16 protein-coding genes are annotated in these 25,738 nt (G+C 46.4%); 8 read left to right on the top strand and 8 right to left on the bottom strand.

Annotated features, from left to right (window positions below; all coding sequences use genetic code 11):
- Positions 1 to 197 precede the first annotated feature (197 nt).
- Positions 198 to 1,280: an ABC transporter ATP-binding protein gene (locus tag OCV12_RS12750; RefSeq protein ID WP_261884805.1), complete on the bottom strand. Its 1,083-nt coding sequence runs from the start codon at positions 1,278 to 1,280 to the stop codon at positions 198 to 200.
- 296 nt (positions 1,281 to 1,576) lie between these two features.
- On the opposite strand from OCV12_RS12750, the gene OCV12_RS12745 reads away from it, so the two are divergent.
- The 4 genes from OCV12_RS12745 to OCV12_RS12730 all read left to right on the top strand — a co-directional run bounded on the left by OCV12_RS12745 (position 1,577) and on the right by OCV12_RS12730 (position 8,001).
- Positions 1,577 to 2,497: a carbohydrate ABC transporter permease gene (locus OCV12_RS12745; protein WP_261884804.1), complete on the top strand. Its 921-nt coding sequence runs from the start codon at positions 1,577 to 1,579 to the stop codon at positions 2,495 to 2,497.
- Positions 2,497 to 3,348 carry a carbohydrate ABC transporter permease gene (locus tag OCV12_RS12740; RefSeq protein ID WP_017632561.1) on the top strand — a complete coding sequence of 284 codons (852 nt, stop codon included), beginning with the start codon at positions 2,497 to 2,499 and terminating at the stop codon, positions 3,346 to 3,348. Before OCV12_RS12745 ends, OCV12_RS12740 begins: the two co-directional genes overlap by 1 nt.
- 154 nt (positions 3,349 to 3,502) lie before the next feature.
- Positions 3,503 to 4,729 carry an ABC transporter substrate-binding protein gene (locus tag OCV12_RS12735; protein ID WP_261884803.1) on the top strand — a complete coding sequence of 409 codons (1,227 nt, stop codon included), beginning with the start codon at positions 3,503 to 3,505 and terminating at the stop codon, positions 4,727 to 4,729.
- 164 nt (positions 4,730 to 4,893) lie between these two features.
- Positions 4,894 to 8,001, top strand: coding sequence for a beta-galactosidase (locus tag OCV12_RS12730; RefSeq protein WP_261884802.1), 3,108 nt, complete (start codon positions 4,894 to 4,896; stop codon positions 7,999 to 8,001).
- A 189-nt stretch (positions 8,002 to 8,190) separates the two neighbouring features.
- On the opposite strand, the gene ygjK is transcribed toward OCV12_RS12730, so the two are convergent.
- The 7 genes from ygjK to ebgR form a co-directional block, all read right to left on the bottom strand.
- On the bottom strand, positions 8,191 to 10,566 hold the full coding sequence (gene ygjK / locus OCV12_RS12725) for an alpha-glucosidase (protein ID WP_261884801.1): 2,376 nt from the start codon (positions 10,564 to 10,566) through the stop codon (positions 8,191 to 8,193).
- Positions 10,567 to 10,581: 15 nt separating this feature from the next.
- On the bottom strand, positions 10,582 to 11,646 hold the full coding sequence (gene ygjJ / locus OCV12_RS12720) for a protein YgjJ (RefSeq protein ID WP_176680346.1): 1,065 nt from the start codon (positions 11,644 to 11,646) through the stop codon (positions 10,582 to 10,584).
- A gap of 349 nt (positions 11,647 to 11,995) precedes the next feature.
- On the bottom strand, positions 11,996 to 13,429 hold the full coding sequence (locus OCV12_RS12715; RefSeq protein ID WP_239828679.1) for an amino acid permease: 1,434 nt from the start codon (positions 13,427 to 13,429) through the stop codon (positions 11,996 to 11,998).
- 576 nt (positions 13,430 to 14,005) lie between these two features.
- Complete coding sequence (locus OCV12_RS12710) at positions 14,006 to 15,430, bottom strand: amino acid permease (RefSeq protein ID WP_161748948.1); 1,425 nt, start codon at positions 15,428 to 15,430, stop codon at positions 14,006 to 14,008.
- Between the two features lie 140 nt (positions 15,431 to 15,570).
- The gene (locus OCV12_RS12705) at positions 15,571 to 16,023 is read right to left on the bottom strand and encodes a beta-galactosidase subunit beta (RefSeq protein ID WP_161748949.1); all 453 of its coding nucleotides are present in this window, start codon (positions 16,021 to 16,023) and stop codon (positions 15,571 to 15,573) included.
- 3 nt (positions 16,024 to 16,026) lie between these two features.
- Entirely contained in the window at positions 16,027 to 19,128 is a 3,102-nt protein-coding gene (gene ebgA, locus OCV12_RS12700; RefSeq protein WP_261884800.1) for a beta-galactosidase subunit alpha, read from the bottom strand.
- Positions 19,129 to 19,449: 321 nt separating this feature from the next.
- Positions 19,450 to 20,433 carry a transcriptional regulator EbgR gene (gene ebgR, locus OCV12_RS12695; protein ID WP_261884799.1) on the bottom strand — a complete coding sequence of 328 codons (984 nt, stop codon included), beginning with the start codon at positions 20,431 to 20,433 and terminating at the stop codon, positions 19,450 to 19,452.
- Positions 20,434 to 20,827: 394 nt separating this feature from the next.
- Here ebgR and galE point away from each other — a divergent pair, with 394 nt between their 5' ends.
- The 4 genes from galE (at position 20,828) to galM (ending at position 25,713) form a co-directional block, all read left to right on the top strand.
- On the top strand, positions 20,828 to 21,838 hold the full coding sequence (galE, locus tag OCV12_RS12690) for a UDP-glucose 4-epimerase GalE (protein ID WP_261885958.1): 1,011 nt from the start codon (positions 20,828 to 20,830) through the stop codon (positions 21,836 to 21,838).
- Positions 21,839 to 22,112: 274 nt separating this feature from the next.
- A complete protein-coding gene (locus OCV12_RS12685; RefSeq protein ID WP_261884798.1) occupies positions 22,113 to 23,165 on the top strand; it encodes a UDP-glucose--hexose-1-phosphate uridylyltransferase in 1,053 nt (350 codons plus the stop codon).
- Positions 23,166 to 23,360: 195 nt separating this feature from the next.
- Positions 23,361 to 24,521 carry a galactokinase gene (galK, locus tag OCV12_RS12680; RefSeq protein ID WP_261884797.1) on the top strand — a complete coding sequence of 387 codons (1,161 nt, stop codon included), beginning with the start codon at positions 23,361 to 23,363 and terminating at the stop codon, positions 24,519 to 24,521.
- Between the two features lie 112 nt (positions 24,522 to 24,633).
- Positions 24,634 to 25,713 (top strand): galactose-1-epimerase, encoded by a 1,080-nt coding sequence (galM, locus tag OCV12_RS12675; RefSeq protein WP_261884796.1) that lies wholly within the window; start codon positions 24,634 to 24,636, stop codon positions 25,711 to 25,713.
- Positions 25,714 to 25,738: the final 25 nt, after the last annotated feature.

Raw genomic sequence — 25,738 nt, 5'->3', positions numbered from 1 at the left:
TAGCTATTAAGGGTAAAGAAAATACCAATAAGGTCGTTAGAGCCAAAAACTAAGCGGGGTACATGAAACTTTTTGAATGGTTTCATAGAGAGATAAGAAGTAAAGAAGGGAGGTAATCACTGAAGAATAAGATGATAACGGTGGATGAATCATGAGGTAAAGCTAGCGTTTCGAGCCAGCTCTACCGTTTGAAAAAGCTAGTTAATACGTTGACCTTCAGCATCAAATAGATGGCAGTTAATGGATGCGAAATTTAAATTGAGAGACTGATAACGAGTGACTTCTTGATCTCCGGGGAGGTGAACTTTAAAGCTATCAACGCCACATGATTGGCCAAACATATAAGTACTGTTGCCCAATCGTTCTACCACTTCGCTTTGGAACTCAATCGTGATGTCCGACTCGCCATTGATCTCTAGATGTTCTGGTCGAATACCAAGAGTCAGCTTTTGTCCTTCAGCAAGGCCGTCACTTGGCAGAGGCAGATTAATTTTACTAAGGCCATTAACGGTCAGTTGAGCATGAGTCTCAGAGGTACTATTGACCAAACAAGGTAAGAAGTTCATTTTCGGAGAACCGATAAAACCTGCCACAAATTCATTTTGAGGAGAATGGTACAGTTCTAGAGGTGAGCCGACTTGCTCCACTCGACCGTCTCTAAGCACGACGATTTTGTCCGCAAGTGTCATTGCTTCGACTTGATCGTGAGTTACGTAAATCATGGTGTTTTGCAGATCTTGATGCAATTTAGCGATTTGTAAGCGCATATCGACACGAAGTTCTGCATCTAAGTTAGACAAGGGTTCGTCGAACAAGAACACTCTTGGGTTACGAACTATTGCTCGACCGATAGCGACACGTTGACGTTGTCCGCCCGATAACTCTTTAGGTTTACGTTTCAATAGAGGTTCTAGCTGAAGTGTTTTCGCAGCACTGGTGACCTGTTTCTCTACGGTTTCTTTGGCGACGCCATTCATCTTCAGGCCAAAGCCCATGTTCTCTTCAACAGTCATGTGAGGGTAGAGTGCATAAGACTGAAACACCATCGCGACACCACGTTCAGCGGGATCAACATCATTGACTAGGTCGTCGCCAATATGGATCTCACCTTCCGTGATCTCTTCTAGGCCTGCCACTAAGCGTAGGAGGGTTGATTTACCACAACCAGACGGGCCAACAAATACGACAAACTCGCCATTATTTATCTCTAGATCAACACCATGGATGGTTTGTATATCACCGTAACGTTTGATGACCTGTTTTAAGCTGATATCAGCCATGCTTTCTCCTTGCCTCGTTGGACTACATCACTTTGCCTTTAAAACATACGCTTTCATCAGAAATTTGTTAGATGCCTCGCATGAATTATTGATCCTCGTCATACAAATTTTACAAATCATATTGTTTTTTGTGGAAACGTTTACAGAAATGAAACATAACTGTGCGTAATGTTATCAATAAGCCTAATATTTGAACGTGATTACTATAAACGCTGAGCTGCTTGATTGAATTTACGAAAATGACTGGTAATTCATCAAATAGAAAATAAAGCTTTGAAGACAAGGAATTTCGGGAAATGGAGCAATCTGTGAAAACGATATACCCAGAAAATCGTACCCCATCAGCCAATAAAAAGCGGCGTATTAGTTCCAAGGTATCCCCTTGGTTATTCTTAGCGCCCGCTATCGCAATCTTTTCGCTCTATGTCATCTACCCCATCTTAGACAGTATCTGGTTGAGCTTCTTTGAATGGGATGGCTTAGGTGAAAAAGAGTGGGTGGGGCTTGAGAACTATCGTGAGCTTTTTGATTCAGATGCTTTTTATACTTCGTTAACGAATAACTTCCTTTGGTTGATCTTCTTTATGCTCGCGCCACCGTGTGGCTTGGCCATTGCCCTTTTTCTCAACCAACAAGTGAAGGGCATTCGTGTCGTAAAATCTCTGTTTTTCTTCCCGTTTGTTATCTCTCAAGTGGTGGTCGGTCTCGTATTTTCTTGGTTCTACGATCCCTCTTTTGGTCTTTTTAATATCGCTCTTGGATCGCTTGGCTTCGAGCCTGTTTCGATACTTGCAGATGAGGACTATGTGACTTACGGAATCATCGCTGCGGGCTTATGGCCGCAGATCTCTTATTGCATGATCTTATATTTAACGGGGCTGAATAACCTCGACCCTGAACAGTTAGAAGCGGCTCGCCTCGATGGTGCGAAGAAGTGGCGCATGTTGTGGTATGTGGTGTTGCCTCAACTAAGGCCTGCCACCTTTATCGCGGTCGTAGTTACCGTGATCGGTGCACTGCGTTCATTCGATCTAGTGGCGACTATGACTGCTGGTGGCCCTTGGGGTAGCTCAACCGTTCTGGCGTATCAAATGTATGAAGAGTCTATCTTCAACTACCGCATGGGTTACGGTGCCGCGGTGTCTGTAGTGCTATTCCTGATCATGGATATCTATATCGCTTACTTCTTGTGGCGTATGTTAAGGAGTGAAAAATAATGTATCCGCAACCAATTCAAAAAGCTGGCCGCTTTACTAATATCAGTTATCGCGTTGCTCTACCGCTCTCGATCGTGATGTGGTTATTGCCATTGATCGCGGTGATGATGACGTCGATCCGTTCGATGGAAGACATCAACAAAGGTAACTACTGGGGCTGGCCGAGCGAGATTCAGTTCATTGAAAACTATACCCAAGTTTTTACCTCGACTTCGATGGGACAATACTTAATCAACAGTTTGATCATCACTTTACCTGCTGTCGCAGGGGCTGTGGCGTTGTCGACACTGGCTGGCTACGCTTTGGCGAAGTACAACTTCAAAGCCAATGTATGGATCTTTGCGATGTTCATCGCGGGTAACTTTGTACCATTCCAAATCCTGATGATCCCAGTACGTGACCTTACGATTGGCCTTGGTCTCTACGATACGCACTGGGCTCTGATTTTCTTCCATATCGCTTTCCAAGCCGGGTTTTGTACCTTGTTTATGCGTAATTTCATTGTTGGAATTCCGGATGCATTGATTGAAGCGGCACGTGTTGAAGGGGTGAGTGAATGGAGAATATTTTGGCATGTGGTGTTGCCACTGGTTCGCCCTGCGCTTGCGGCACTGTCGGTACTGGTGTTTACCTTCATCTGGAATGACTTCTTCTGGGCGTTAGTTTTGGTTCAGAGTGACGAAGTTCGCCCTGTGACTGCGGGTCTAAGCTCTCTGCAAGGGCAGTGGTTAGCGTCTTGGCAATTTATGTCAGCAGGTGCGGTTGTCGCTGCGATTCCTCCAGTGGTCTTGTTCTTTACCATGCAAAGACACTTCATTGCTGGCCTCACATTAGGCGCAACGAAAGGATAGAAACAATGTAAAGGCGCTGATGTAACGGGTGCCTTTATTGAACCCAATCCATCGTGGATTAATACAAAAAGAGTAACCAAGCACGACAAACTCTACGCAACACAATAATAAAAATTGGACTTAGTGAGCTTAGCTCCACAACAAGGACCTTAATATGAAATACGTGAAACATATCGCTGCTTCTGCAGTGCTTGCTGCCTCTCTGACGACCACTGCTTTTGCTGGCACGTTAGTCATTAACTCAGATGCGTCCGATCCTGCACCCAAAGAGGCGTGGGGAAAGATCATCAGTCGCTTTGAGAAAGAGAACCCTGATATTACGGTGAAGTACAACCTATATGACCATGAGTCGTATAAGACTACGATCCGTAACTGGCTGGTGACTTCGCCGCCGGATGTGGTGTTCTGGTATGCGGGTAACCGAATGAAAGCCTTCGTTGACCGTGGTTTGTTTGAAGATGTGAGTGACATTTGGGCAGACAAAAACATGAAGCAAGACTTTGCAGCCGCCGCTCCAGCGATGACAGTTCAAGGCAAGCAATATGGTGTGCCATACACGTATTACCAATGGGGTATCTATTACCGCAAAGACATTTTTGAACAGTACGGCATTGGTGAGCCGAAAACGTGGGAAGACCTAAAATCAGCGTCTGCAACGTTGAAAGAGAATGGTGTTGCGCCATTCGCGATAGGCACTAAATACCTATGGACTGCGGCAGGGTGGTTTGACTACATCAACATGCGCACCAATGGCCTTGATTTCCATATCCAGTTGATGGATGGCAAGGTGCCTTACTCGGATGAACGTGTGAAGAAAACCTTCGCTAACTGGGCAGAATTAGTTGAGCCAGGCTACTTCCTGGAGAATCACGCGTCATACTCTTGGCAAGAAGCACAGCCTTTCTTGTATAACGGCAAAGCGGCGATGTACCTGATGGGTAACTTCATCACGCCAAACTTCCCGGAAGAGTTGGATGGCAAGATGGATTTCTTCCAATTCCCAGTGATCGACCCAAGTATTCCTATGTCTGAAGATGCGCCAATGGATACGCTACACATCCCTTCAAAAGCGAAGAACAAAGAAGATGCTCGTAAGTTCCTTGAATTTGTTGCTCGCGCTGAAAACCAACAACTGATCAATGAGATGTTGCTGCAGATCCCAACCAACAACAAAGCCAAAGCGAAATCTGACCCGTTCTTAGACAAAGGCGTAGCGATGTTAGCGTCAAGTGCTGGTACTGCTCAGTTCTACGACCGTGACACCAACCCAGCAATGGCCAAAGAGGGCATGAAAGGGTTCCAAGAGTTTATGGTTCACCCTGAACGAATCGATAAGATCTTGAAAAAACTGGATAAGGTGAGTAAACGCGCCTTCAAGTAATACTCATAAGCCGCAACTATTTTGGTTGCGGCTTTTCTTTTCTCGTTTGTCATTGCCAATGCTTTTGTTTAGCTCGCTAGCGCTTGTTTAGTTCTCTAGCGCTTGTGTCACTCAGTCGCACTCGCAATGATTCACGTTACACGGTTTATAGTAAGGAATGCTCCATGAGAAACTTTTCTCAAATCATCTCGGCTCGCGAGTGGGAAAACCAACACGTTACTCACCACAATGTTATTGAGGCTCACGCGCCTTTGAACGGCTACCTTTCAGGTGCCGACGCACTCGCTAAACGTTCTGAGCGTAAGCTGTTTCTAAACGGAAAGTGGCGCTTTCAGTTGTTTTCTGCCCCCGAGCTAGTGACGGAGGAATCGGTATCTCAAGACTTTGATGACTCACAATGGGCGCAGATAGATGTCCCAAGTAATTGGCAAATGCAGGGCTTCGATAAACCTATCTACACCAACGTGAAATACCCTTTTGCTGATCAACCGCCTTTTGTGCCAAGTGATAACCCAACAGGGCTATATCGAACTCGTTTTGAATGTACCGAAGAAGCGTTATTGGATACCCATAGGCTAGCCTTTGATGGCGTCAATTCTGCTTTTCATATGTGGTGTAACGGTAAATGGGTGGGCTATTCGCAAGACAGCCGATTACAAGCCGAGTTTGATCTGTCTGAGTATCTTAGTGTGGGGGAAAATACACTTGCGGTGATGGTATTGCGTTGGTCGGATGGCTCGTACCTTGAAGACCAAGATATGTGGTGGCTGAGCGGTATATTCCGCGATGTCACTTTGCTCACCAAGCCAAAAACAGCGATCGAAGATGTAAGAATTGAAACTCAATTAGATGGTGCTTATCGCGATGCGCAGCTCAATGTAGATGTCAAAATATCAAAAAATGGTCACGAGAGTAACGGTGCTTATCAGGTAAAGGTTGAGCTGTATGATGCTCAAGGTCATCGAGTGAGCGAGCCTGATGTGGTTGGTTTTGGGCAAAGATATGTCGATGAAAAAGGACCTTGGCAGGAAGTGGCACACAGTCAACACTCAGTCGCCAACCCACACAAGTGGAGCGCTGAATCTCCTTATCTCTATCGTTGTGTTATCTCGTTGGAGAATGAACAAGGCGAATTGATCGATTGTGAGGCTTACGATGTTGGCTTCCGCTGTGTTGAAATTACAGATGGTCTGCTAAAAGTGAACGGTAAGCCTCTGCTTATTCGAGGCGTGAATCGACATGAGCATCATCCTGAGCTCGGTCATACCATGACTCGAGAAGGGATGATTGAGGACATCAAGTTGCTCAAACAGAACAATTTTAATGCCGTCAGAACCGCGCACTATCCGAATCACCCGATGTGGTATGAGTTGTGTGATGAATATGGTCTGTACTTGGTCGATGAAGCAAACATTGAAACTCATGGACAAGTCCCGATGTGTCGCTTGTCGGACGATGCTTCTTGGCTCAATGCCTATATGCGTCGCATGACTCGTTTGGTGGAGCGCGATAAGAACCACGCCAGTATCATCATTTGGTCGCTGGGTAATGAGTCGGGGATTGGTCGTAATCATCACGCGATGTACCAATGGGTGAAGCTGGCCGATCCAACTCGCCCCGTTCAGTATGAGGGCGGTGGCGCAAACACTGCTGCCACTGATATTTTGTGTCCAATGTATGCTCGTGTCGATTGGGATTTGCCTGTGGTTGAGCATCAACCTGAGGTTACGCCGCGTATCGGTATTCGTAAAGCCATCGCCTTGCCTAATGAACAGCGCCCGCTGATCTTGTGCGAATACGCGCATGCGATGGGCAATAGCTTAGGGAGCTTTGATAAATACTGGCAAGCCTTTCGTGATAACCCAAGGCTGCAAGGTGGTTTTATTTGGGATTGGGTCGATCAGGGCATCACCAAACAAGATAAAAACGGTCAGCCTTATTGGGCGTACGGTGGTGATTTTGGTGACGACATCAATGACCGCCAATTCTGCATCAACGGCTTGGTTTTCCCAGACAGGACGGTTCATCCAACCCTGCATGAAGTGAAGAAAGCGCAGCAGTTTTATCAGTTCACTCTCATTTCTGCGTTACCTTTGGTCATTGAGGTACGCAGTGAGCATTTATTCCATGTAAGTCAGGTTGAAACCTTGAACTGGAGTATCACCCAAGATGGTGATGTGCAGAGTCAAGGCTGTATTGAGCTGCTAATTGAACCGGATTCTTGCACACGTTTAGAGCTGGATGGCGTCGACGTGACGCCTTCAATTAATGCGCTCAATCACTTGAACTTAGAGGTGGTATTGAGTGCCAAAACCTCATGGGCTAATGAGGGGCACGTTACCGCGAGTGAACAATTACTTCTACCTGCTGCACCGCAACTGTTGCTCGATATGAACCTTTCCGCGAAACCTCCTAAAGTTCAAGAAATGGGAACCACACTGACGATTAGAGGAGACGATTATCAGATCGAATTTAATCGACTCACAGGTACTCTCGAGAGCTGGCAGTTAAGAGGTGTCGAGCAATTAGCGAGTGGTCTTCGAGACCATTTCTATCGTGCGCCATTAGATAACGATATTGGTGTTAGTGAAGCCAATCGAATTGACCCCAACTCTTGGATGGCGCGTTGGCAAGCCATGGGGCTGGATAAACTGTCTCCAGAATGTATTGAGTTTACCTTTGGCACTCCCGGCAATTGTGCCGTGGTGACTTCAAAAATTGCACACGTTGTTTCCGGGCAAGTGCGATTGCTATCAACATGGCGCTATCAGTTATTTTCCGATGGTGAGGTGAAGGTTGATGTACATGTTGAAGCGGCGAAAGGGTTGCCATCATTACCACGTGTTGGGCTTACGTTTGCTTTAGCTGATGTACCTGAGAATGTGGCATGGTTTGGTCGAGGCCCGCATGAAAACTATCCTGATCGTAAATTAGCTGCGCATATGGGGTTGTATCAACAGAGTATCGAGCAGATGCATACTCCTTATATTTTCCCCTCTGACTGCGGATTGCGCTGTGATGTGCGTGAAGCCGTGATTGGTGGGTTTGAGCTACAAGGCGATTTCCAGTTCTCTGTCAGTCGTTTTGGTCAACAGCAATTACAACAAGCGAAGCATACTTGTGACCTAACCGAGCAAGACCAGTTGTTTGTCTATGTCGATGGTTTTCATATGGGTGTAGGCGGTGATGATTCATGGACGCCAAGTGTCCATGATGAATTCAAGTTGCAACGAGAACATTACCACTATCAAGTACGGTTATTTCCTAGCTAGTTGATAATAATGGTTTTATATAGGTTAGATAGTAAAAGGATCATAGTAGGCCAAATACTCTGATGGCCTGTTTTTCGCTTACGTTACTTCAGATATAAAAAAGGCACTCAGCGAGAAACTGAGTGCCAAAACCTGAAATTTATGAGGTTAGACTTTCATTGGATTTCAGAAGACAGGTATAGGTTTTACTTACTCTGCGTCAGTAAAGAAATCGTTGTACAACATGTATAGGTGAGCCGCACTCCAAGAGAAGTTTGGTGCACCTTGCTGTTCACCGTTTAACGGGTTGTAGTTCTCACGGATAGGACCGTCTTGTACCAAGCCATCGGCGTGGTCGAAGAATGCGCCTGCCATTTCAATCGCATCATCACGGTAGCCGTAGCTGTCCATACCTTTTAGGCCAAAGTAGAACTGGTCTACCCATACACGTCCACGCCAGTAAATATCTGGGCCAAATGCTGGGCTAGAAAGTGCTGCTGTGCCCAGTGGAACGTAGGTGTTGAACTCTCCTGTATCTTTCATCACAGAAACAACCGCATCAGCGTGAGCTTGTGTTGCTGCGCCGTTGAACAGTGGTGACCAACCCTCAGGGCCTTTGCCACGTTCTACAATCGGCTTACCTGCACAGCCATTGGCTAAAGGCTTGTCTTCAATACGAATGTCGTAGTAGAAGTTCGTGCTTTCATCGAACATACAGGTGTTGATGTAGTTCGATAGATGCTCTGCTTTTTCACGGAACTCTTTCGCTTCAGCATCTTTACCTAGAATGTCAGCCATTTCCGCTAGGTACTTGTTATCGCTGTACATGTAGCTTGCTTGGTCAACCGACTCTTGCAGCAGTGAGTAGCCTAACAGTGTGCCGTCTTCCGCGCGGTTTTGAGCGAATTCAACATCCCAATCGCTACGCTTACCACCGTTCGCGACATACGCGTCTAGCTGATCTTTATCGATGAATCCAAAGGCTGCAGCATCGTCACGACCTGATTCCCAAGATGCAGCGGTTTGAGCTGGGCTTTCGATGTAATCGTAGTTACCTTCAGCCACGACTTTATCCAGTGCTGCTTGGCCTACGACGGTTTCATGCTTGTCGCCACGAACCACAGTGAAGTACATTTCACCTTCAGGAGTGTTGTGTGCTTTGTCACGCGCAGCGCCGTACTCTGGAACGCCATTGCCGTTGTTATCACGGTTACGTAGCCACCAGTCGTGGTATGCCACTAGCTTGGGATACATTTCTTCTAGCCAAGCTTCGTCGCTGGTGGTCTTGTAGACTTCCATTACTGCCCATGCCGCTAGGCTAGGTTTAGTATTACGTTCATTCCAGTTACCACCGTCGCCACCACGTTCTGGGCTTAGGTTGTAAGCGAGTAGATCTGGCACGTAACCTTCGTCCCATGGGCGAACCGCATCGTCAGCCTGAATCTGGTAAGCGAACATCGCGCGGATGTTATCTTTCGCCACATCTGGGTTGAAGTGAGCCATAGCGTAAGCTTGTTTCCATGTGTCCCACGGCCATGTTTGGTTGCCCGAGAACCAACGTGCTGTAACTGATGGTGTGACTGAGTCAAATTCCATAGCACCTGCAGCGCCACGCCAGTTGCCGTTCAGGGTTTCCATCGCTTTAACTGCAACACGCTCTTGCTCTGGTGTTGCGTTCGGGTTGGTTAAGCCCATCTCAAGGTAGCCTTCCCAACGTTCTGCTGCTGCCGCTAAGAAGTCAGTCGGGTTTGCCATGATCTTTTTGATTTCAGGCTGTTCAGCTTGTGCTTCTTCTGCCGTTAGCACATGCGAGTATGTGGTGTAGATGGTGGTCGATTCTTCAATGTTTGCCGTTGAAGTAAACGCTAGGCCATCAACTGTGGTTTGGGTTGGAATCGATTTGTGAACTTGGTACTCAGACTCACCTGAAGTCAGCAGATCCCATGTTGAACGTACCTTACCGAAAGTTACCTTCAAGCCATCGTCAGTTGCAACGATTTGACGATCGTACTCAGGGTAGGTTTCAGCGATTGTTTTGTCGGTTTGTGCCACGCCTTCTTTCGCATGGGTCTTTTCTAGCAGTTCACCATCCCACACCAATTTAACAGGAGAGTCGGTAGTGATTTTAGTTTCTAGCAGAGAGGTACGGTTTGAAGCAAAACGCATTGTCATCTCTACCGTCACATCGTCAGATTTTAGTGTCTGAACCAGTGCTCCTGGCAGGCTGTAAGCTTCCATGGTGAACGCGACTTTTTTGCCATCTTTGAACACCCTCAGGCGGTCAAAGTTGTCAGCCATGAAGTTGATGTACTCTTCGGTAAGCAGCGCCGTTCCTGGGAAACCGCCCATGCCTTCAGCTGTATCTGGTAGTAAGTGACCGTGCCATGCACCTAAATCGAAGAATGGGTTGAAACGCTGGTGGTCATCAAAGTCGTAATCACGCATGTATTCTGGTGAGCCAGTACGGTCGATAACGTTCTTAAATTGGTTGGCTTGAAGTTCTTCAGAGCCTGTATTTGATGTACAGCCAGTAACAACAAGTGCTGCGCCAATAGCGAGAGCTGCGAATGATTTGTTCAGTTTCATAGTGAGTTCCTGTTATTACCAGTAGAAGTATTGCATTGCGAACACTTGTGCGTCGCCAATTTCAGTGTCGCTGCCTACGCCAAAGCGGCTATCGAAAGCAGTCGCAAACGCACCGTTGCCGTATTCGTACCAAACACCTGCGTTGATGTAAGAGGTGATCTCTTTTTCGCCATTGTCGCCGTCAAAGTTTGCGTAGTTGTACGCTGCTGATAGGTAAACGCCTTGTGCCGCTTCGTACCAAGCACTGGTTTGAATACCAGATTCACTACCGAAAGACTCTTGGTTGCCTTTGTCGGTGTCGTGCCAAACACGTGTTGCGAAGTTCTTGTACTCAGCACCTAATAGTAGAAGTTCACCACCGTCGTTATTACGAACTTCACCGCCACCCATTAGGGTTAGGTCGTCAGTCAGATCGTATTGGAGGTAACCGTTGACCATGGCATTTTTGTCTTTCCATTGATCTGCGAAGTTGTCGTACTTACCGAAGTGAAGTAGGGCATCGTCTTCAGAGAAGTCTGATTCAGGCGCGAAGGAAACGCTGTAGCGTAGCTTGCCTTCTAGGTTTTGGATCTTCACACCAACATGCACGTCACGCGTGTTTGAGATCGCGTAGCCGTACTCGACGGTAGGGTCACCCCACCATTGAACGTCATCCAGTGACGAGTCCATACGACCAACAATAAATTCTGTTTTTGCGTCGGTGCGGTAACCTGCGTAAAAGCGGTTAAAACCCCCTTCGAAGCCGCCCCAGCCGTGGCCAGTTGCCCATGCATTGCCTTCGTCATCGGCTTGTACCGTCCAGCCTTCCATGTAAGCAAGACCAAACCAATTGCCATGCTCGATAGCCAAGCCAGCTTCAATGTAAGTGCCGTCTGCGTAGCGGCCTTTGTCGTCGCCTTCTAGCGCAACGTGACCACCAAGGCCAAGCTCACCATAGAAGTTAAATAGCGTTTCAGATTCTGTTTTAGGGGGCTGAGTGTCGCTATGGTTAGCGGCTGTTTCATCAGCGTGGGCATTAGCCGTTAGAGCAGCAAGGATACAGCTTGTAATAAGAGTGGTTTTAGTAAAACTACGTTTCATTTTATTCACTTCTGTTTCGGGTTGATAAATGAAGCTTCGCAGGCTGTTCTGACTTCTAATATTGGGGTGCTCTTCAAGGCGTATATGGTCAGGTTACTTACGATCGCAAAACCGATATTAATGATTATTTTTGTGTTTAAAATTAAATCGATCTAAAAGTGTGATCTATTTTTAGTAAATATTTACTTTTAATTTATTTTGGTTTTTAGTTGAATTTGTACGCTAATGCTTGGGGTGGGAGGTATTTGGGGTGTGAATCGAATTTTGAACCAATAAACAGGCTTGTAAATAAAAAGGCACTCACCAAACGGAGAGTGCCTTAGACTTTTAATGAGAGTATCAAGCCAAATTAAGCGTTAGCAGGTTCTGGCTTTGCTTCCAACTTCTTCTCTTCAGGAGACAAGCTTTTCTCGTATTGACCGTACTTCCACCACGCGTAGCCAAGGAAGATCACAATGCCACCCACGTTGTAGAAGATGATAGTCATGATGTCTGCGCCCGTTGGGAACGTCGATGCAAAGAACCCAACCGTGAAGATACCGATAAGAATCGACACTGCGGTAATGCCTACTCGGCGTGAGCCCATACGGAAGTCGCGAGGTAGATGATCAAGTTTCACACGCAGGTGCAGGTAAGCAATCATGATGAACAGTGGCGGCAGCATAGAGGCTGCGGCTGTCATGTTGATGATGGTGCTCATTAGATCTTGTACTGTGTCCGACGCCAGTGTTGGGATGAACATCAGTGGAATTACGATGAAGAACTGAACCCAAGCTGCGCGCTCTGGCACGCCTTGTTTGTTGAGCGCGACAGTTTTCTCACCGAAGATGCCTTTAGGGATTTCAGAGAAGAAGATCTTAACTGGTGTTGCTGTCCACATCAGTAGCGAGCCCAGCATCGCAGTGAATGAAACCACACCCACAAAGCGATTCATTAGGATCTCAGACAATCCAAAGTGTCTTGCTAGCCCTTCAAATACCTGTACTGACCCGCCGGTAAACTTCAACTCTTCACGAGCAACAAACACGTTAGCAAGCACAGAGCCAACGGAGTAAAGCGCACCGATAAAGATACCGGCAATGATGATTACCTTAACGAAAGATTTGTGACCACCTTTGATGTCGTTTACGTAAACCGCGACCGATTCTGCACCGCCAGCCGCCATGAAGATCCAAGTGATTACGCCAAGGAATGCCCAGTTAAAGCTTGGTGTCATTGCCTCAATCGTGATTGGGTCAGCCGGTTCGATGCCACCAACCAATGCGCCACCTGATAACAGGATGTAAGACATAGTCAGCAATAGCATCAGTGACGAAGTTAAAGAGGTGATAGGACCCAGTAGCTTCGCGCCGTTGTTCGAGATGTGAGTCGCGACCGCAAACAAAATGGTACTTAGGATTGCCGTGGTCATTGGCGTGAAGATGTACTCGAAACCTAAGAACGCATACGACGCGTAAGCGATGATTCTAGGTAACAGAGACGTGAAGAAGAATAGGTTAACAAACCAGTATGTGTAAGCCGAAATAAACGCCCAGCGACCGCCTAGCGAGCTTTTAACCCAAGAATAAACACCCGCTTCAGAGTCTTTATTCAGTGACACAAATTCAGCGACTATCAGGCAGAAAGGAACAAAATAAAAGATGGTTGCTAAAAAGAACATCGGAGCCGAAGAGAGGCCGATTTCGATGTTGTTATTAATGATGTTATTGAAGCTATATACCGCCGCGAAGGTCATAGACAGTAGGGCAAACTTGCCTATCGTACTGCGTTTATTATCGGACATGATGTTCTCCGGTGAATCACGTTGATGATCGTTATAACTTGGTCCTAGAGAGGGAAGATCTAGGCCGCACTTTTATTGTTATGTTGGTTTGGCAAACACCCGCTCAGATCAATCAGGGTTGGCTCAGATATTATTTTTATAGATTTACGATCGGACTTCTTAGTGATTTACCTTTGCTGTTTTCAGTAAATTTATTACCCAAACAACAGGTTAACGACTCAGAAGTTCTGTAAGGAGATTAGCTGTTTCATGTGCGACGTTTGATAAGGCTTGTAGGGGCTTTGTGTCGTTTTTTTATATGGAACAGCTTGTCTCTTCAGCAAGAAGATTAAAGATTAAGCGACGGGAAGTTAATCAAAATTGATCAATTATGTGACCTTGAGTAAATAAATTTAGTTAATATTTTACCTTGGTTTTTATTCGAGTTTTATTACCGATTAATTGGTGTTTTTCGTGAAGTGGAACCTTGACGGAACGGCGTTTTTATTTTTGAGGTTGTTATTTCAATTATCTGATTTAAAACAAAAAAAGCGCCGTGTTGGGCGCTTTTTTATAAATACTAAAGGTTAGCTAAGGTTATGACTGCTTAGCCGTTTCTAGCTTTGCTTCTTTACCTGCTTGCTTCTTTTCAAAGCGAGAGATCCACCACCATGCAATACCAGAGAATACCGCTGTCATGAAGACGTTGATGAAGAAGGCTTGAACAAGGTCAACACCTGTAGGGAATGCCGATGCTGTCATGCTCACAACGAAGATACCAATCAGTACCGATACAACCGCCATACCTTGAACTCGAGTACCCATACGGAAATCACGCGGTGTGTCGTCGTGTTTCAAGCGGAATACAAAGTAAGCCACCATGATGAAGATTGGCGGTAACATTGCGGTACCTGCTGTTAGGTTGATCGCCGTGTTCATCATGTCTTGTACAGATTCAGAGCCGAAACCGTTAACTACAAGCATCACGAATACGAACGCAAATTGCCACCATGCTGCACGAACAGGAACACCGTGCTCGTTCAGTTCTGTTGTCTTCTCGCCGTAAACACCTTTAGGGATTTCGGAGAAGTGAATTTTTACAGGAGCCGCAGTCCACATCATCATCGAGCCGAACATTGCAACGAACAGTACGATACCAACGAAGCGACCCGTTAGAGATTGTGAAATGTCGAAGTAGTTCGCCATGCCTGTGAAGATTTCAACCATACCGCCAGCGTAAGTGAGTTCATCACGTGCGACGAATACGTTTACCAGTAGAGAGCCGACAGCGTACATCGCACCAATCGCGATACCTGCACCAATGATGACTTTGATGAAAGACTTATGACCACCTTTCACATCGTTTAGGTATGCCGCTGCTGTTTCTGCACCGCCAGCTGCTTGGAAGATCCAACACATAATACCCAGCGTTGCCCAGTTGATGGTTGGTGTCATCGCTTCTAGCGTGATTGGTTCAACCGGTTCGTGATTACCGCCTAACGCCATAAGTGCACCGATAACGTAAATCGCGAACAGAGCAAATACACCGTATGCCACGATCTCTGCAATCTTACCTAACCAGCTCGCGCCTTTGGTTGAGATGTGCGTTGCTGCAGCAAATAGACCAATCGAGATGGCCGATGTCACGACAGGAGAGAAGGCGTATTCGTAGCCAAGCATTGCGTAAGATGCGTAGGCGATAACGTTTGGTAGCAACGATACAAACCAGAAAAGGTTCACGAACCAGTACAAGAACGAACCTAGGTAGGCCGCTTTAGTACCTAGCGGTTTTTTAAGCCAGTCGTACATGCCTGACTCAGAATTTTTGTTTGCTGATACGAATTCAGCAATGATGAACACGAATGGAATGAAGTAAATAAGGGTCGCAAGCAAAAAGATAGGAGCAGAACTCAATCCCAATTCGATGTTGTTATTTACGATGTTGCGAACGTTAAATACCGCTGCAAATGTCATGGAGAGCAAGGCAAATTTGCCCAACTTACCGCGTACAGATTCAGACATAGTGTCCTCCGGGGAATCACATAATTATAGTCGTTATTTCTCTATGCTTCTTTGTAGGGAAGAAGCATAGAGGGTTTGTTCAGTCTATTTGAACCTTGAACGGCAAGGCTCAAATGCGCTGTGAGTTAATAGGGTTTTACTTACTTATTAAGGAAGTAACCGTCTTCAATAGTCACTTTCAAAACCACCTTGCGAACTCGGTTATCACCGTGAAAACGGTAAGCTTTGCTGTTGTCAAAGATCGCCACTTGGCCTTCAGCTAACTCACGAGTTTCACCGTTACCCAGTAGGTGTTCACGGTCGGTTTCATCGCTGTAAGCTTGGATTTGTTCTAGCTCTGATTTGGCTGCGAACTCAACCGTTTCACGACCTTCTAGGTAGTAATGCACGTCGAAGTAACGACGGTTGCCAGTAAAGTTTTCGGTGTTACGAGCCACGCCGTCTTCAATCATGTAAGCCAGTGAGTCACCAATTGAATACATCACGCCATCTTTGATGTTGCCGATGTTTTCAATCGCTTCTACACAGCGTTGCCATTTACGACCGTCGCGGTAAACGACTTTAAATTGTTCTAAGTTCTCTAAAACGATCATCGCTTATGCCTCGTTCTGTTGTGGTTGAGTCGCTGGCGTATTTGCCGTGAAGAACTCATCACCAAAGTTATGATTGATTAGGTGCTGCGCGTCGCAATCGCCTGCTTGGAATGGAATCAGAGTTAAGCCGTAGCGGAACTCGTCCATGTACACGCGGTAAGAGTCGAGCACTTCGCTGCCCCAAGAGTTAGAGCCTAAGCCCATCACTTGGTGGTCTAGGTTTAGCGTGATGTAACCGCTCTTCTCTAGCTCAATAGTGTGTTGTGCTTGATGTAGGTTTTGGTTGGTGTAGAACCATGCGCTGAAGTTGATTTCTTGCTGTGGTTTCACCGCAATACCATTACCCGCGCGGCTTGAAAGCGCAGCCCAACGAACGTGTTGGCGGTTGCCATTGTTCTGTGGGAACGGGTAGTTCTCGAACATGTCTGCAACCGTCGACTGGTACACATCAATCATGTTGGCTTGCTTGCTGTCTTGGTAGTTCTCTTCTGGGCCGCGGCCGTAGTATTGAACTTGGTCGAAGTCGCCGTTGATGCCCATATCGAAACCAATCACTGGAATCACATGAGGATAATCACCGTAGCGCTCACCGCTTAGCTCAACGTTCAGTTGGCCTTCAGCACTGATTTGGTAGCGATATTCACAACGCATGCCGAAATCGAACACTGGCGGAGCAATGATGCTGGTAGTGGTGATCTCTACCTTACCGTTTACCTGTTCAATATTAAGCGTGCGGAAGTGCTCCTGCATGATCTGTAGGTGTGCTGGCTCCCAGTAACCATCGTGCTCTTGTTTGTGGTTATCGATCATTGGCTTGAAGAAGTTGAGTCTTGGTTCTGACTTAATCAGCTCTTCGCCATTGACTAGCCATGAGGTCAGCTTGCCGTTCACTTTCGAGAAGTTCAGTGCAAAGTTGTGGCCTTTGATTAGGTAAGCGAGACGAGACTCTTCAACATTCAGTGCTGTCGCATTGTTGTTAGAGAAGGCTTCTAGCTGCGCCGTGTTCTCTTTTACTTGGAATTGGTAAACCGCGATATCGTGGTTCGCTTCGCTGTAAGGCGTGCGGGAATCTTTGCGAACAGTAAAGTTCACAAACACTTCGCGCTCATCAAGTTGTGGCAAGTTAAGTGTTAGTTCACGGCTAGAGTTCTCTGCCAGCTCTTCAACCTTGATGTGTTGCACAACAATGGTTTCACCTTCAGCGCGAATTTCTGCAGTGATGGTGTAGTCATCAATGTTTGAGAACCACAGTTTGTTATCAACGGTGAAGGTGCCAGTTTTCGCATCGAAATCGCGAAGCTTCACTGGGGCAATCACTTGCTTGTACTCTTTCAAACCTGGGCCTGGTGTTTGGTCTGGGTAGATCAAACCGTCCATGCAGAAGTTGTAGTTGTTCGGGTAGTCACCGTAGTCGCCACCGTACTTGTAGAACTCGGTACCTGCTTCATCACGCGCTAGAATGCCGTGGTCACACCATTCCCAAACATAGTGACCTTGAATCGAATCGTGCTTGTAGAACACGTTTTGGTACTCGGTTAAACCGCCCGGGCCGTTACCCATTGCGTGTGCGTATTCACAGATGATGCGTGGTTTTTCGTGTGGGAATTCACCGAAGGCATTCATCAATTGAGCACGTGAGTACATGGTTGAAATGATGTCGACCACTTCAGCATCACGGTCTTCTTCATAGTGAACCAGACGTGTGTCATCAATCGCTTTAGCTGCATCGTACATAGAACGAATGTTGCAGCCGTAGCCTGACTCGTTACCTAAAGACCACATGATGATAGAAGGGTGGTTCTTTTGAGCGTGAATATGACGTTCGATACGCTCAACAAACACCGCTTCCCATGCTGCATCGTTAGTAATGCGGCTTAGGTCGCCAACGTTAGCAAAGCCGTGTGTTTCAACGTCGGTTTCACCCATTACGAATAGACCGTAGATGTCACACAATTCGTAGAAGCGTGGGTCGTTCGGGTAGTGTGCAGTGCGGACTGAGTTGATGTTGTGTTGCTTCATCAGTACCAAGTCTTTCTCTACGCGATCCATGCCAACTGCGCGACCTTTTAGGTGGTCGTTGTCGTGGCGGTTTACGCCATGCAGCATCACGTATTTGTTATTGATGTAGAACAGACCATCGCGAACTTTAATGTCACGGAAACCAACGCGTTGTGGGATCACTTCTAACACTTTGCCGTCAGCGTCTTTCAGTGTAAGCAGCAGTTGGTAAAGGTACGGATTTTCAGCATTCCATTGAATAGGGTTCACCACATCGATAGAGAATTGAGTATTCGCGTTGCCATCGACACTTAAGTTCTCTAGTGAGCCTTGCGAGATAACTTGGCTGCCATCAAGCAATGCGTACTCAAGGGTTGCGTTGGTCGCTGCTGCTAAATTTTCTAGAGCAACATTGCACGAAAGGGTCGCGCTTTGGTAAGCATCGTCAAAATCAGTACGAACCGTTAGATCTTGAACGTGCAGTTGTTCTTTGCCAACAAGGTAAACATCACGGAAGATACCGCCCGTCCACCACATGTCTTGGTCTTCAATGTAGGTGGAATCTGCCCACTGCATCACGCGAATAGAAAGTAGGTTGTTGCCCGCTTTTACGTGGCTAGAGATATCGAACTCAGCGGTTAGGCGACTGCCCTTGCTGAAACCAACGTACTCACCGTTTACGTAAACTTCGAAGTAGGTTTCTACGCCATCGAATTTAATAATGGTTTGTTTCTCGTCCCAGCTTTCGCCAAGGAAGAAAGAGCGTTGGTATGCGCCTGTTGGGTTGTCTGATGGTACGAAAGGCACATCAATTGGGAATGGGAAACCTTCATCTGTGTATTGAAGATCGCCGTGGCCTTCCATTTGCCACATGTTTGGAACCGTAATGTGGCCCCAGTCGCTCATCTCTTGAGAGTAAAACTCTTCAGGAACCAGTAACGGGTTAGTGAAGTAGCTGAAATTCCATTGACCACTTAACAGTTGAAAGTGGCTGCTTAATTCACGTTGAAATGTCTTAGCTGTTTTTTCTGATGCGTATGAGAAGAAGTAAGCACGTGGTGCCATACGGTTCTCATGTAAGTTCAGGAAGTTTTCCCAGTTGTTCACGTTGCCTCTCTCTCGGCCTGTTTGAATGCTGGCCGACGTTCTTATGCGTAATTGGGTCGTAGTGAATACGAGTATTTTTGGACTGAGGTAATTATTAGTAAAAGTTTTACTAAATGAAATTAGTGAAAACGTTTTACTTTAACTCCATCACGTTTTTTGTGGGCTTTTTACGGTGCTGTGTGATCCACTTAAAAGAATGCTATTTGGTGTTTTATACAGCAGATTGGAAGAGGCGATATGTGATTGGAGAGGGAGATAACAGGTACAAAAAAGGCCACCTATAGTAGAGGTGACCTTTCGTTATCTATTTGAAATATAGTGCTATTTTGTTGTGTCGCGCAGCTTGAGTTTACTTGGTACGTAAACTCTTAGTGGGATAGTACGGCCATCGCGTGCCTTCTCAATCAGAAGGTTAACACCTTGAATTCCCATCAGTTCAGAGTGAATACGAACGGTTGATAAACTTGGGAAGGTAAATTTAGCGGTTGGGATGTCATTGACACTGATCAGCGCAATGTCTTCTGGAATGCTTAATCCGTGTTCATGAACGGCGCGTAGAACACCAATTGCAATCGAATCTGATGCAATAAACATCGCTTTCGGGTAATCGCCGCTCTCTAGCATCTTCTTCGTCAGTTTGTAGCCAGATGAACTAGAGAAGTCACCGCGGTAGATATCTTGTTCGCTGACCACGTTCTTCAAACCACCGTATTCTGCAAAGGCGACTTCGCGAATATCAGAGGTGTTAATGTCGTCTTGGCCACCGATGAAACCAATGCGTTCGTAGCCCTGGTTGATGAAGAAGTTGGTGATCTCTTTGCTGATGCGAGCCAGGTCAATATCAACTGAATCATAAGGTTCAGAGTGATCGGTAAAGTCGACATAGCAGATATTATCGGTGAGCTTTTTCGCTTGTGCGATAACTTCTTGCGTCATTCTACCAACCAGTAAAATACCGGTTATCTGGCTAGAGTTTGTCTGTATTTTACTTTCGTAACAGTTGGTTAGGTTAACTTCCATCTTTTCGCACTGAGTCTCAATACCGTGGCGAATCGATAGATAATAAGGGTCGTTAACTTCCGCTTCTTGCTTGTAGTTGTACAGAGCAAGGAAGTGGTGGTTCTGCTTTTTACCGCTAACCGATTTACGTGAGCTGCTGGTTTTGTATTCCAACTTCTCGGCAATTTCAAAGATACGCCTTTTGGTCTCTTCCTTGACGCTTAATGTAGGATCTTCATTGAGAACCCGAGAAACGGTAGCTAATGAAACATTTGCTTCCGTCGCGATATCTTTTAACGTTGCCATACTCACTTCCTGTTCTTGGAACATTGCGCTGCTTTGAAATTCGTCTTTAGTAAAAAAAGCAATGCACCTCTTTATTCTACTGACCTATTGTAATCAAACTGAAAGCCAATGCATTAACTTTTAGTAAAATAAATGCTCAACTCCTCTGTGATGTCGCAAATCTAACTATCTATAAAGATCTCATTTAATTTCAATGGATTAGCACTATCTATCTATTCGTCAACTCTATGTTGATATCAATATGTCTCGTGTAACCTTGTGTAAACGTTTACACTTCGTGGTTCTGATCACAGAATTATAGTCAGATTGGCTGCTACTATTTCTGTAACAATGAACTAATACACAGAGTATCGGTTCAGATTTCATCATGAATGACAGTGAAGAGAGGTTGATTGTGAAAGTACTGGTAACGGGCGGCATGGGTTACATCGGAAGTCACACATGTATTCAAATGATGCTGGCGGGCATAGAGCCAATCATTGTAGACAACCTTTGCAACAGCAAAGAGCTAGTACTGGAGCGAATCAATGCGCTAACCGGTCAAACGCCAACATTTTACCTTGGCGATATTCGTGATGAATCTTTCTTAGATGGCGTGTTTGCTAAGCATGACATTCAAGCCGTAATTCATTTCGCTGGCCTAAAAGCGGTCGGCGAATCAGTCGCTAAGCCTTTGGAGTACTACGATAACAACGTCAATGGTTCATTGGTTCTAGTGCGTAGCATGAAGAAAGCAGGCGTGAAAAGCATCGTGTTTAGCTCTTCAGCAACCGTGTACGGCGACCCAGAGATTGTGCCGATCACTGAAAGCTCACCAACGGGCGATACCACGAACCCTTATGGTCGTAGTAAGTACATGGTCGAAGAGTGTTTGAGTGATTTGTTCAACGCTGAAAACGACTGGAGCGTGACTTTACTGCGCTACTTTAACCCTGTTGGCGCACACCCATCAGGCACCATGGGCGAAGATCCGCAAGGCATTCCAAACAACCTAATGCCGTTCATCGCACAGGTTGCCGTTGGCCGTAGAGAGAAGCTTTCTATCTTTGGAAACGATTACCCAACACCGGATGGAACAGGTGTTCGTGACTACATCCACGTAATGGATTTAGCTGATGGCCACGTAGCAGCATTAAAAGCCGTGGGCGAGAAAGCGGGTTTGCACATCTACAACCTAGGTACAGGTAAAGGCTCAAGCGTACTTGAGATGGTTGAAGCCTTTACACACGCATCGGGCAAGCCTGTTCCTTACGAACTATGTCCGCGCCGTGCTGGTGATATTGCCGAATGTTGGGCAAGCACAGAAAAGGCGGAGCGTGAATTGGGCTGGAAGGCGACACGCAGCGTGATGGAAATGACGGCGGATACGTGGAATTGGCAGTCGAACAATCCCAACGGCTACTAGCCTGTGTAATTGAAGTCTCAGCGTTGTTGGCTGTAACTCCAATTTCACTGGGAATGCAGAGATAAGAAAAGAGAGATTCCAGATATCTCGTACCTCGATTCTGGAATGACGGATGAGCATAAGGCAATGAAGCGGTCGCCTTTGCACAAATAGCACAACGAGATTACACGTCATTCCCTACAGCGAGGAACGAGCGTGATAGGGAATCTCCTTGTAGAAGAATTATTCGTCTTGGTGAATTGACCAAGACACAAAAATTAAGAGCAATGTAAGTATGTCAAAAGTTGAGTTTAACCCAGTAGACCACCCGCATCGTCGTTATAACCCATTAACGGGTCAGTGGATCTTAGTATCACCGCACCGTGCTAAACGCCCGTGGAGCGGTCAAGACGAGAAGCCATCGACTGAACAACTTCCTGAGTACGAGAAAGAGTGTTTCTTGTGCCCGACCAACACACGTATCTCGGGTGACGAAAACCCAGATTACGACGGTACTTATGTGTTCAGTAATGATTTCGCGGCGTTGATGCCTGATTCGCCTGACGCTCCAGAGTCTGACAACCCTCTATTTAAGACTCAAGGTGTTCGTGGGTTGAGCCGCGTTATCTGTTTCTCTCCAGACCACAGCAAGACGCTGCCAGAGTTGCCGGTTAATAAAATCCGCGGCGTGATCGATACCTGGAACGAGCAGATTGAAGAGTTAGGTAAAGATTACCTATGGGTTCAAGCGTTTGAAAACAAGGGCGAGACCATGGGCTGTTCTCAGCCTCACCCACACGGTCAAATCTGGGCGAATAGCTTTCTACCAAACGAGATTGAACGTAAAGAAAAGCTTCTAAAAGAATACTTCGAGCAACAGGGTTCAAACCTATTAGTGGATTACGTTGAAGCTGAAATGAAAGATGGCTCACGCACTGTGGTTGAAACCGAGCACTGGATTGCTGTCGTTCCTTATTGGGCAGCGTGGCCGTTTGAAACCATGTTGCTACCTAAAATGCACATTCGCCGCATGAGTGAACTGACTGACGAACAACGTGATGACTTGGCACTTGCGATCAAGAAGCTAACCAGCCGCTACGACAACTTGTTCCAGTGTTCATTCCCATACTCGATGGGTTGGCACTATGCGCCGTTCTTTGAAGAAGGCACCGACATCGACCATTGGCAACTGCACGCGCTTTTCTACCCGCCACTACTACGCAGCGCATCGGTTCGTAAGTTCATGGTGGGCTACGAAATGTTGGCGGAATCGCAACGTGATTTGACCGCAGAACAAGCAGCGCAACGTCTTCGCGATTTGAGTGACGTTCACTACAAAGAGCAGTAATACGCAGCTTCTTAACTAACAAGCGAGATTCCTGATATCTCGTCCCTCGATTCTGGAATGACAGTTTCATTGAAACTTTTAGCGTCAATTCCCTACCGTGAGGGACAAACGAGATAGGGAATCTCAAAGAATTAAAGTGGTGCCATGAAGGGGCCATAACCAATTGAACAAAGAGTTTAAGCAGAGAGTTTACTTATGTCTGATCTAATCCAAAACGTGAAAGCATCTTTTGAGCAAGTCCTTGGTTACCAAGCGACTCACATCGTTCAAGCGCCAGGTCGTGTGAACCTGATTGGTGAGCACACGGACTACAATGACGGTTTTGTTCTACCGTGTGCCATTAACTACCAAACCGTTGTAGCAGCAGCAAAGCGCGATGACAACATGGTGCGTGTTGTGTCTGTTGACTACGATAATGCGGTAGACGAATTCGACATTACGCAAGAGATTATCTTCCAACAAGACAAGATGTGGGCGAACTACATTCGTGGCGTGGTGAAGTGCTTAATTGGTCGTGGCTACCAGTTTAAAGGTGCGGATATTTCTGTCTCTGGCAACGTACCTCAAGGTGCGGGTTTGAGCTCATCGGCGGCACTAGAAGTGGTAATTGGTCAGACATTCAAGGTGCTTTACAACCTAGAGATCACTCAAGCGGAAGTCGCATTGAATGGTCAGCAAGCAGAGAACGAATTTGTGGGCTGTAACTGCGGCATCATGGATCAAATGATCTCGGCTGAAGGCCTAGCGAACCACGCGATGCTTTTGGATTGTCGTAGCCTAGAAACTCAAGCGGTTTCAATGCCAGAAGACATGGCGGTGGTGATCATCAATTCAAACAAGAAACGTGGCTTGGTCGACAGTGAATACAACACACGCCGTGAGCAGTGTGAAGAAGCGGCTCGCTTGTTTGGTGTGCCTGCACTGCGTGATGTAACGATTGAGCAATTCAAAGCGAAAGAGTCTGAATTGGACGAGATGGTTGCTAAGCGCGCTCGCCACGTGATTACCGAAAATGACCGTACAGTAGAAGCGGCTCAAGCTCTGCGTACTCATGACATGAAGCGCATGGGCGAGTTGATGGCAGAATCGCATGCATCAATGCGTGATGATTTTGAAATCACAGTTAAAGAGATCGATACGCTGGTGGACATGGTTAAAGAAGTGATTGGCGATCAAGGCGGCGTTCGTATGACGGGCGGTGGCTTTGGTGGTTGTATCGTGGCGTTGGTTCCGCCCGCATTGGTTGATGAAATTAAAACAACTGTTGAGCAGAAATATCAAGCAGCGACGGGTCTAAAAGAATCAATTTATGTGTGCCAAGCGAAAGACGGCGCCGGCCTAATTGAAGTAATCTAACTGCTTCGAGACTTAAGATAGTGCTTACCGAGTAAAAAGATCATGGTAGGCCAAATACTAAAGCCTTTACCTCAACGTAGAGGCTTTTTACTGGCAGTAGAAGGAATTTAGAATGACACAAGCGCAGAACCAGCATAAATCCATGACAGAAACTGCAGCCTATGATGGCCAACCTGCTCAGCTTGTCACGCTGTCGAATGCACACGGCATGGAAGTGACATTCATGGATATTGGCGCAACGTGGTTGAGCTGTATCTTGCCAGTAAAAGGAACCAGACGAGAAGTGCTATTGGGTGTGAATTCAATGGAGAACTTCGAGAAGCAAGCCAGTTATATGGGGGCGACAGTTGGTCGTTATGCCAACCGTATTGCCAATGGTCGTTTCAAGATTGATGGTAAGAGTTACAAGCTGGAAACTAACCAAGCCGGAAACACCTTACACGGTGGGCCGAATGGTTTTGATAAACGCCGTTGGAACATTGCTGAGCAAACTGAAACATCGGTTGTGTTTAGCTTAGTCTCAGCAGATGGCGACCAAGGTTTTCCGGGTAATTTGAACGTGTCGGTTCGTTATGAAATCACCGAAGATAATCGAGTCTCTATCGATTACACAGCCAACACTGATAAACCTACGGTAGTTAATCTGACCAATCACGCCTACTTTAACCTGCTCGGTGCAGAAGCAGCGCATGATTGCTTGTCTCACATTGTGAGTATCAACGCGTCTCAGTTCTTACCAACCAACTCTGTCGGCATTCCATTAGGCAACTTGAAATCGGTGAAATCGACCAGCTTTGACTTTACTCAGCCTATGATGATCTCAGAGCGTTTATTAGGTGATGAACAACAGAAAGCCGCCAAGGGTTACGATCACTCTTTCTTATTGGCTGACGGCTGTAAACGCACTCAATGTGCCGCGACTGTGACTTCACCAGATGCGCTCGTCACCTTAAAAGTATTTTCAACCAAACCTGCGATGCAGCTGTACACAGGAAACTGGCTTGGTGGCACACCAAACCGAAGTGGTGGCAGCTATGAAGATTACGCAGGTTTGGCATTAGAAACCCAGTTCTTACCTGACTCTCCTAACCACCCAGAGTGGAAGCAGGACAGTTGTATTCTCCAGCCTGAACAAGAATACCACTACCGTACCTGCTACCAGTTTGAATTTTCGGGGGATTCTTCAAACTAGTACGCTCTAGCTCAAAGCGGTGATG

Origin of the sequence: Vibrio pomeroyi (assembly GCF_024347595.1) — a bacterium.
In the GTDB taxonomy this organism is placed as follows: Bacteria; Pseudomonadota; Gammaproteobacteria; order Enterobacterales; family Vibrionaceae; genus Vibrio; species Vibrio pomeroyi.
This window is presented reverse-complemented; position numbering and strand designations above follow the sequence as displayed.

Excerpts from the sequence above, each read along its gene's own strand:
- OCV12_RS12745 (WP_261884804.1), top strand. The coding sequence starts at position 1,577 with ATGGAGCAATCTGTGAAAACGATATACCCAGAAAATCGTACCCCATCA.
- OCV12_RS12740 (WP_017632561.1), top strand. The coding sequence starts at position 2,497 with ATGTATCCGCAACCAATTCAAAAAGCTGGCCGCTTTACTAATATCAGT.
- ygjK (WP_261884801.1), bottom strand. The coding sequence starts at position 10,566 with ATGAAACTGAACAAATCATTCGCAGCTCTCGCTATTGGCGCAGCACTT.
- ebgR (WP_261884799.1), bottom strand. The coding sequence starts at position 20,433 with ATGGCAACGTTAAAAGATATCGCGACGGAAGCAAATGTTTCATTAGCT.
- OCV12_RS12750 (WP_261884805.1), bottom strand. The coding sequence starts at position 1,280 with ATGGCTGATATCAGCTTAAAACAGGTCATCAAACGTTACGGTGATATA.
- galK (WP_261884797.1), top strand. The coding sequence starts at position 23,361 with ATGTCTGATCTAATCCAAAACGTGAAAGCATCTTTTGAGCAAGTCCTT.
- galM (WP_261884796.1), top strand. The coding sequence starts at position 24,634 with ATGACACAAGCGCAGAACCAGCATAAATCCATGACAGAAACTGCAGCC.
- ygjJ (WP_176680346.1), bottom strand. The coding sequence starts at position 11,646 with ATGAAACGTAGTTTTACTAAAACCACTCTTATTACAAGCTGTATCCTT.
- OCV12_RS12705 (WP_161748949.1), bottom strand. The coding sequence starts at position 16,023 with ATGATCGTTTTAGAGAACTTAGAACAATTTAAAGTCGTTTACCGCGAC.
- OCV12_RS12685 (WP_261884798.1), top strand. The coding sequence starts at position 22,113 with ATGTCAAAAGTTGAGTTTAACCCAGTAGACCACCCGCATCGTCGTTAT.
- OCV12_RS12730 (WP_261884802.1), top strand. The coding sequence starts at position 4,894 with ATGAGAAACTTTTCTCAAATCATCTCGGCTCGCGAGTGGGAAAACCAA.
- OCV12_RS12735 (WP_261884803.1), top strand. The coding sequence starts at position 3,503 with ATGAAATACGTGAAACATATCGCTGCTTCTGCAGTGCTTGCTGCCTCT.
- OCV12_RS12710 (WP_161748948.1), bottom strand. The coding sequence starts at position 15,430 with ATGTCTGAATCTGTACGCGGTAAGTTGGGCAAATTTGCCTTGCTCTCC.
- OCV12_RS12715 (WP_239828679.1), bottom strand. The coding sequence starts at position 13,429 with ATGTCCGATAATAAACGCAGTACGATAGGCAAGTTTGCCCTACTGTCT.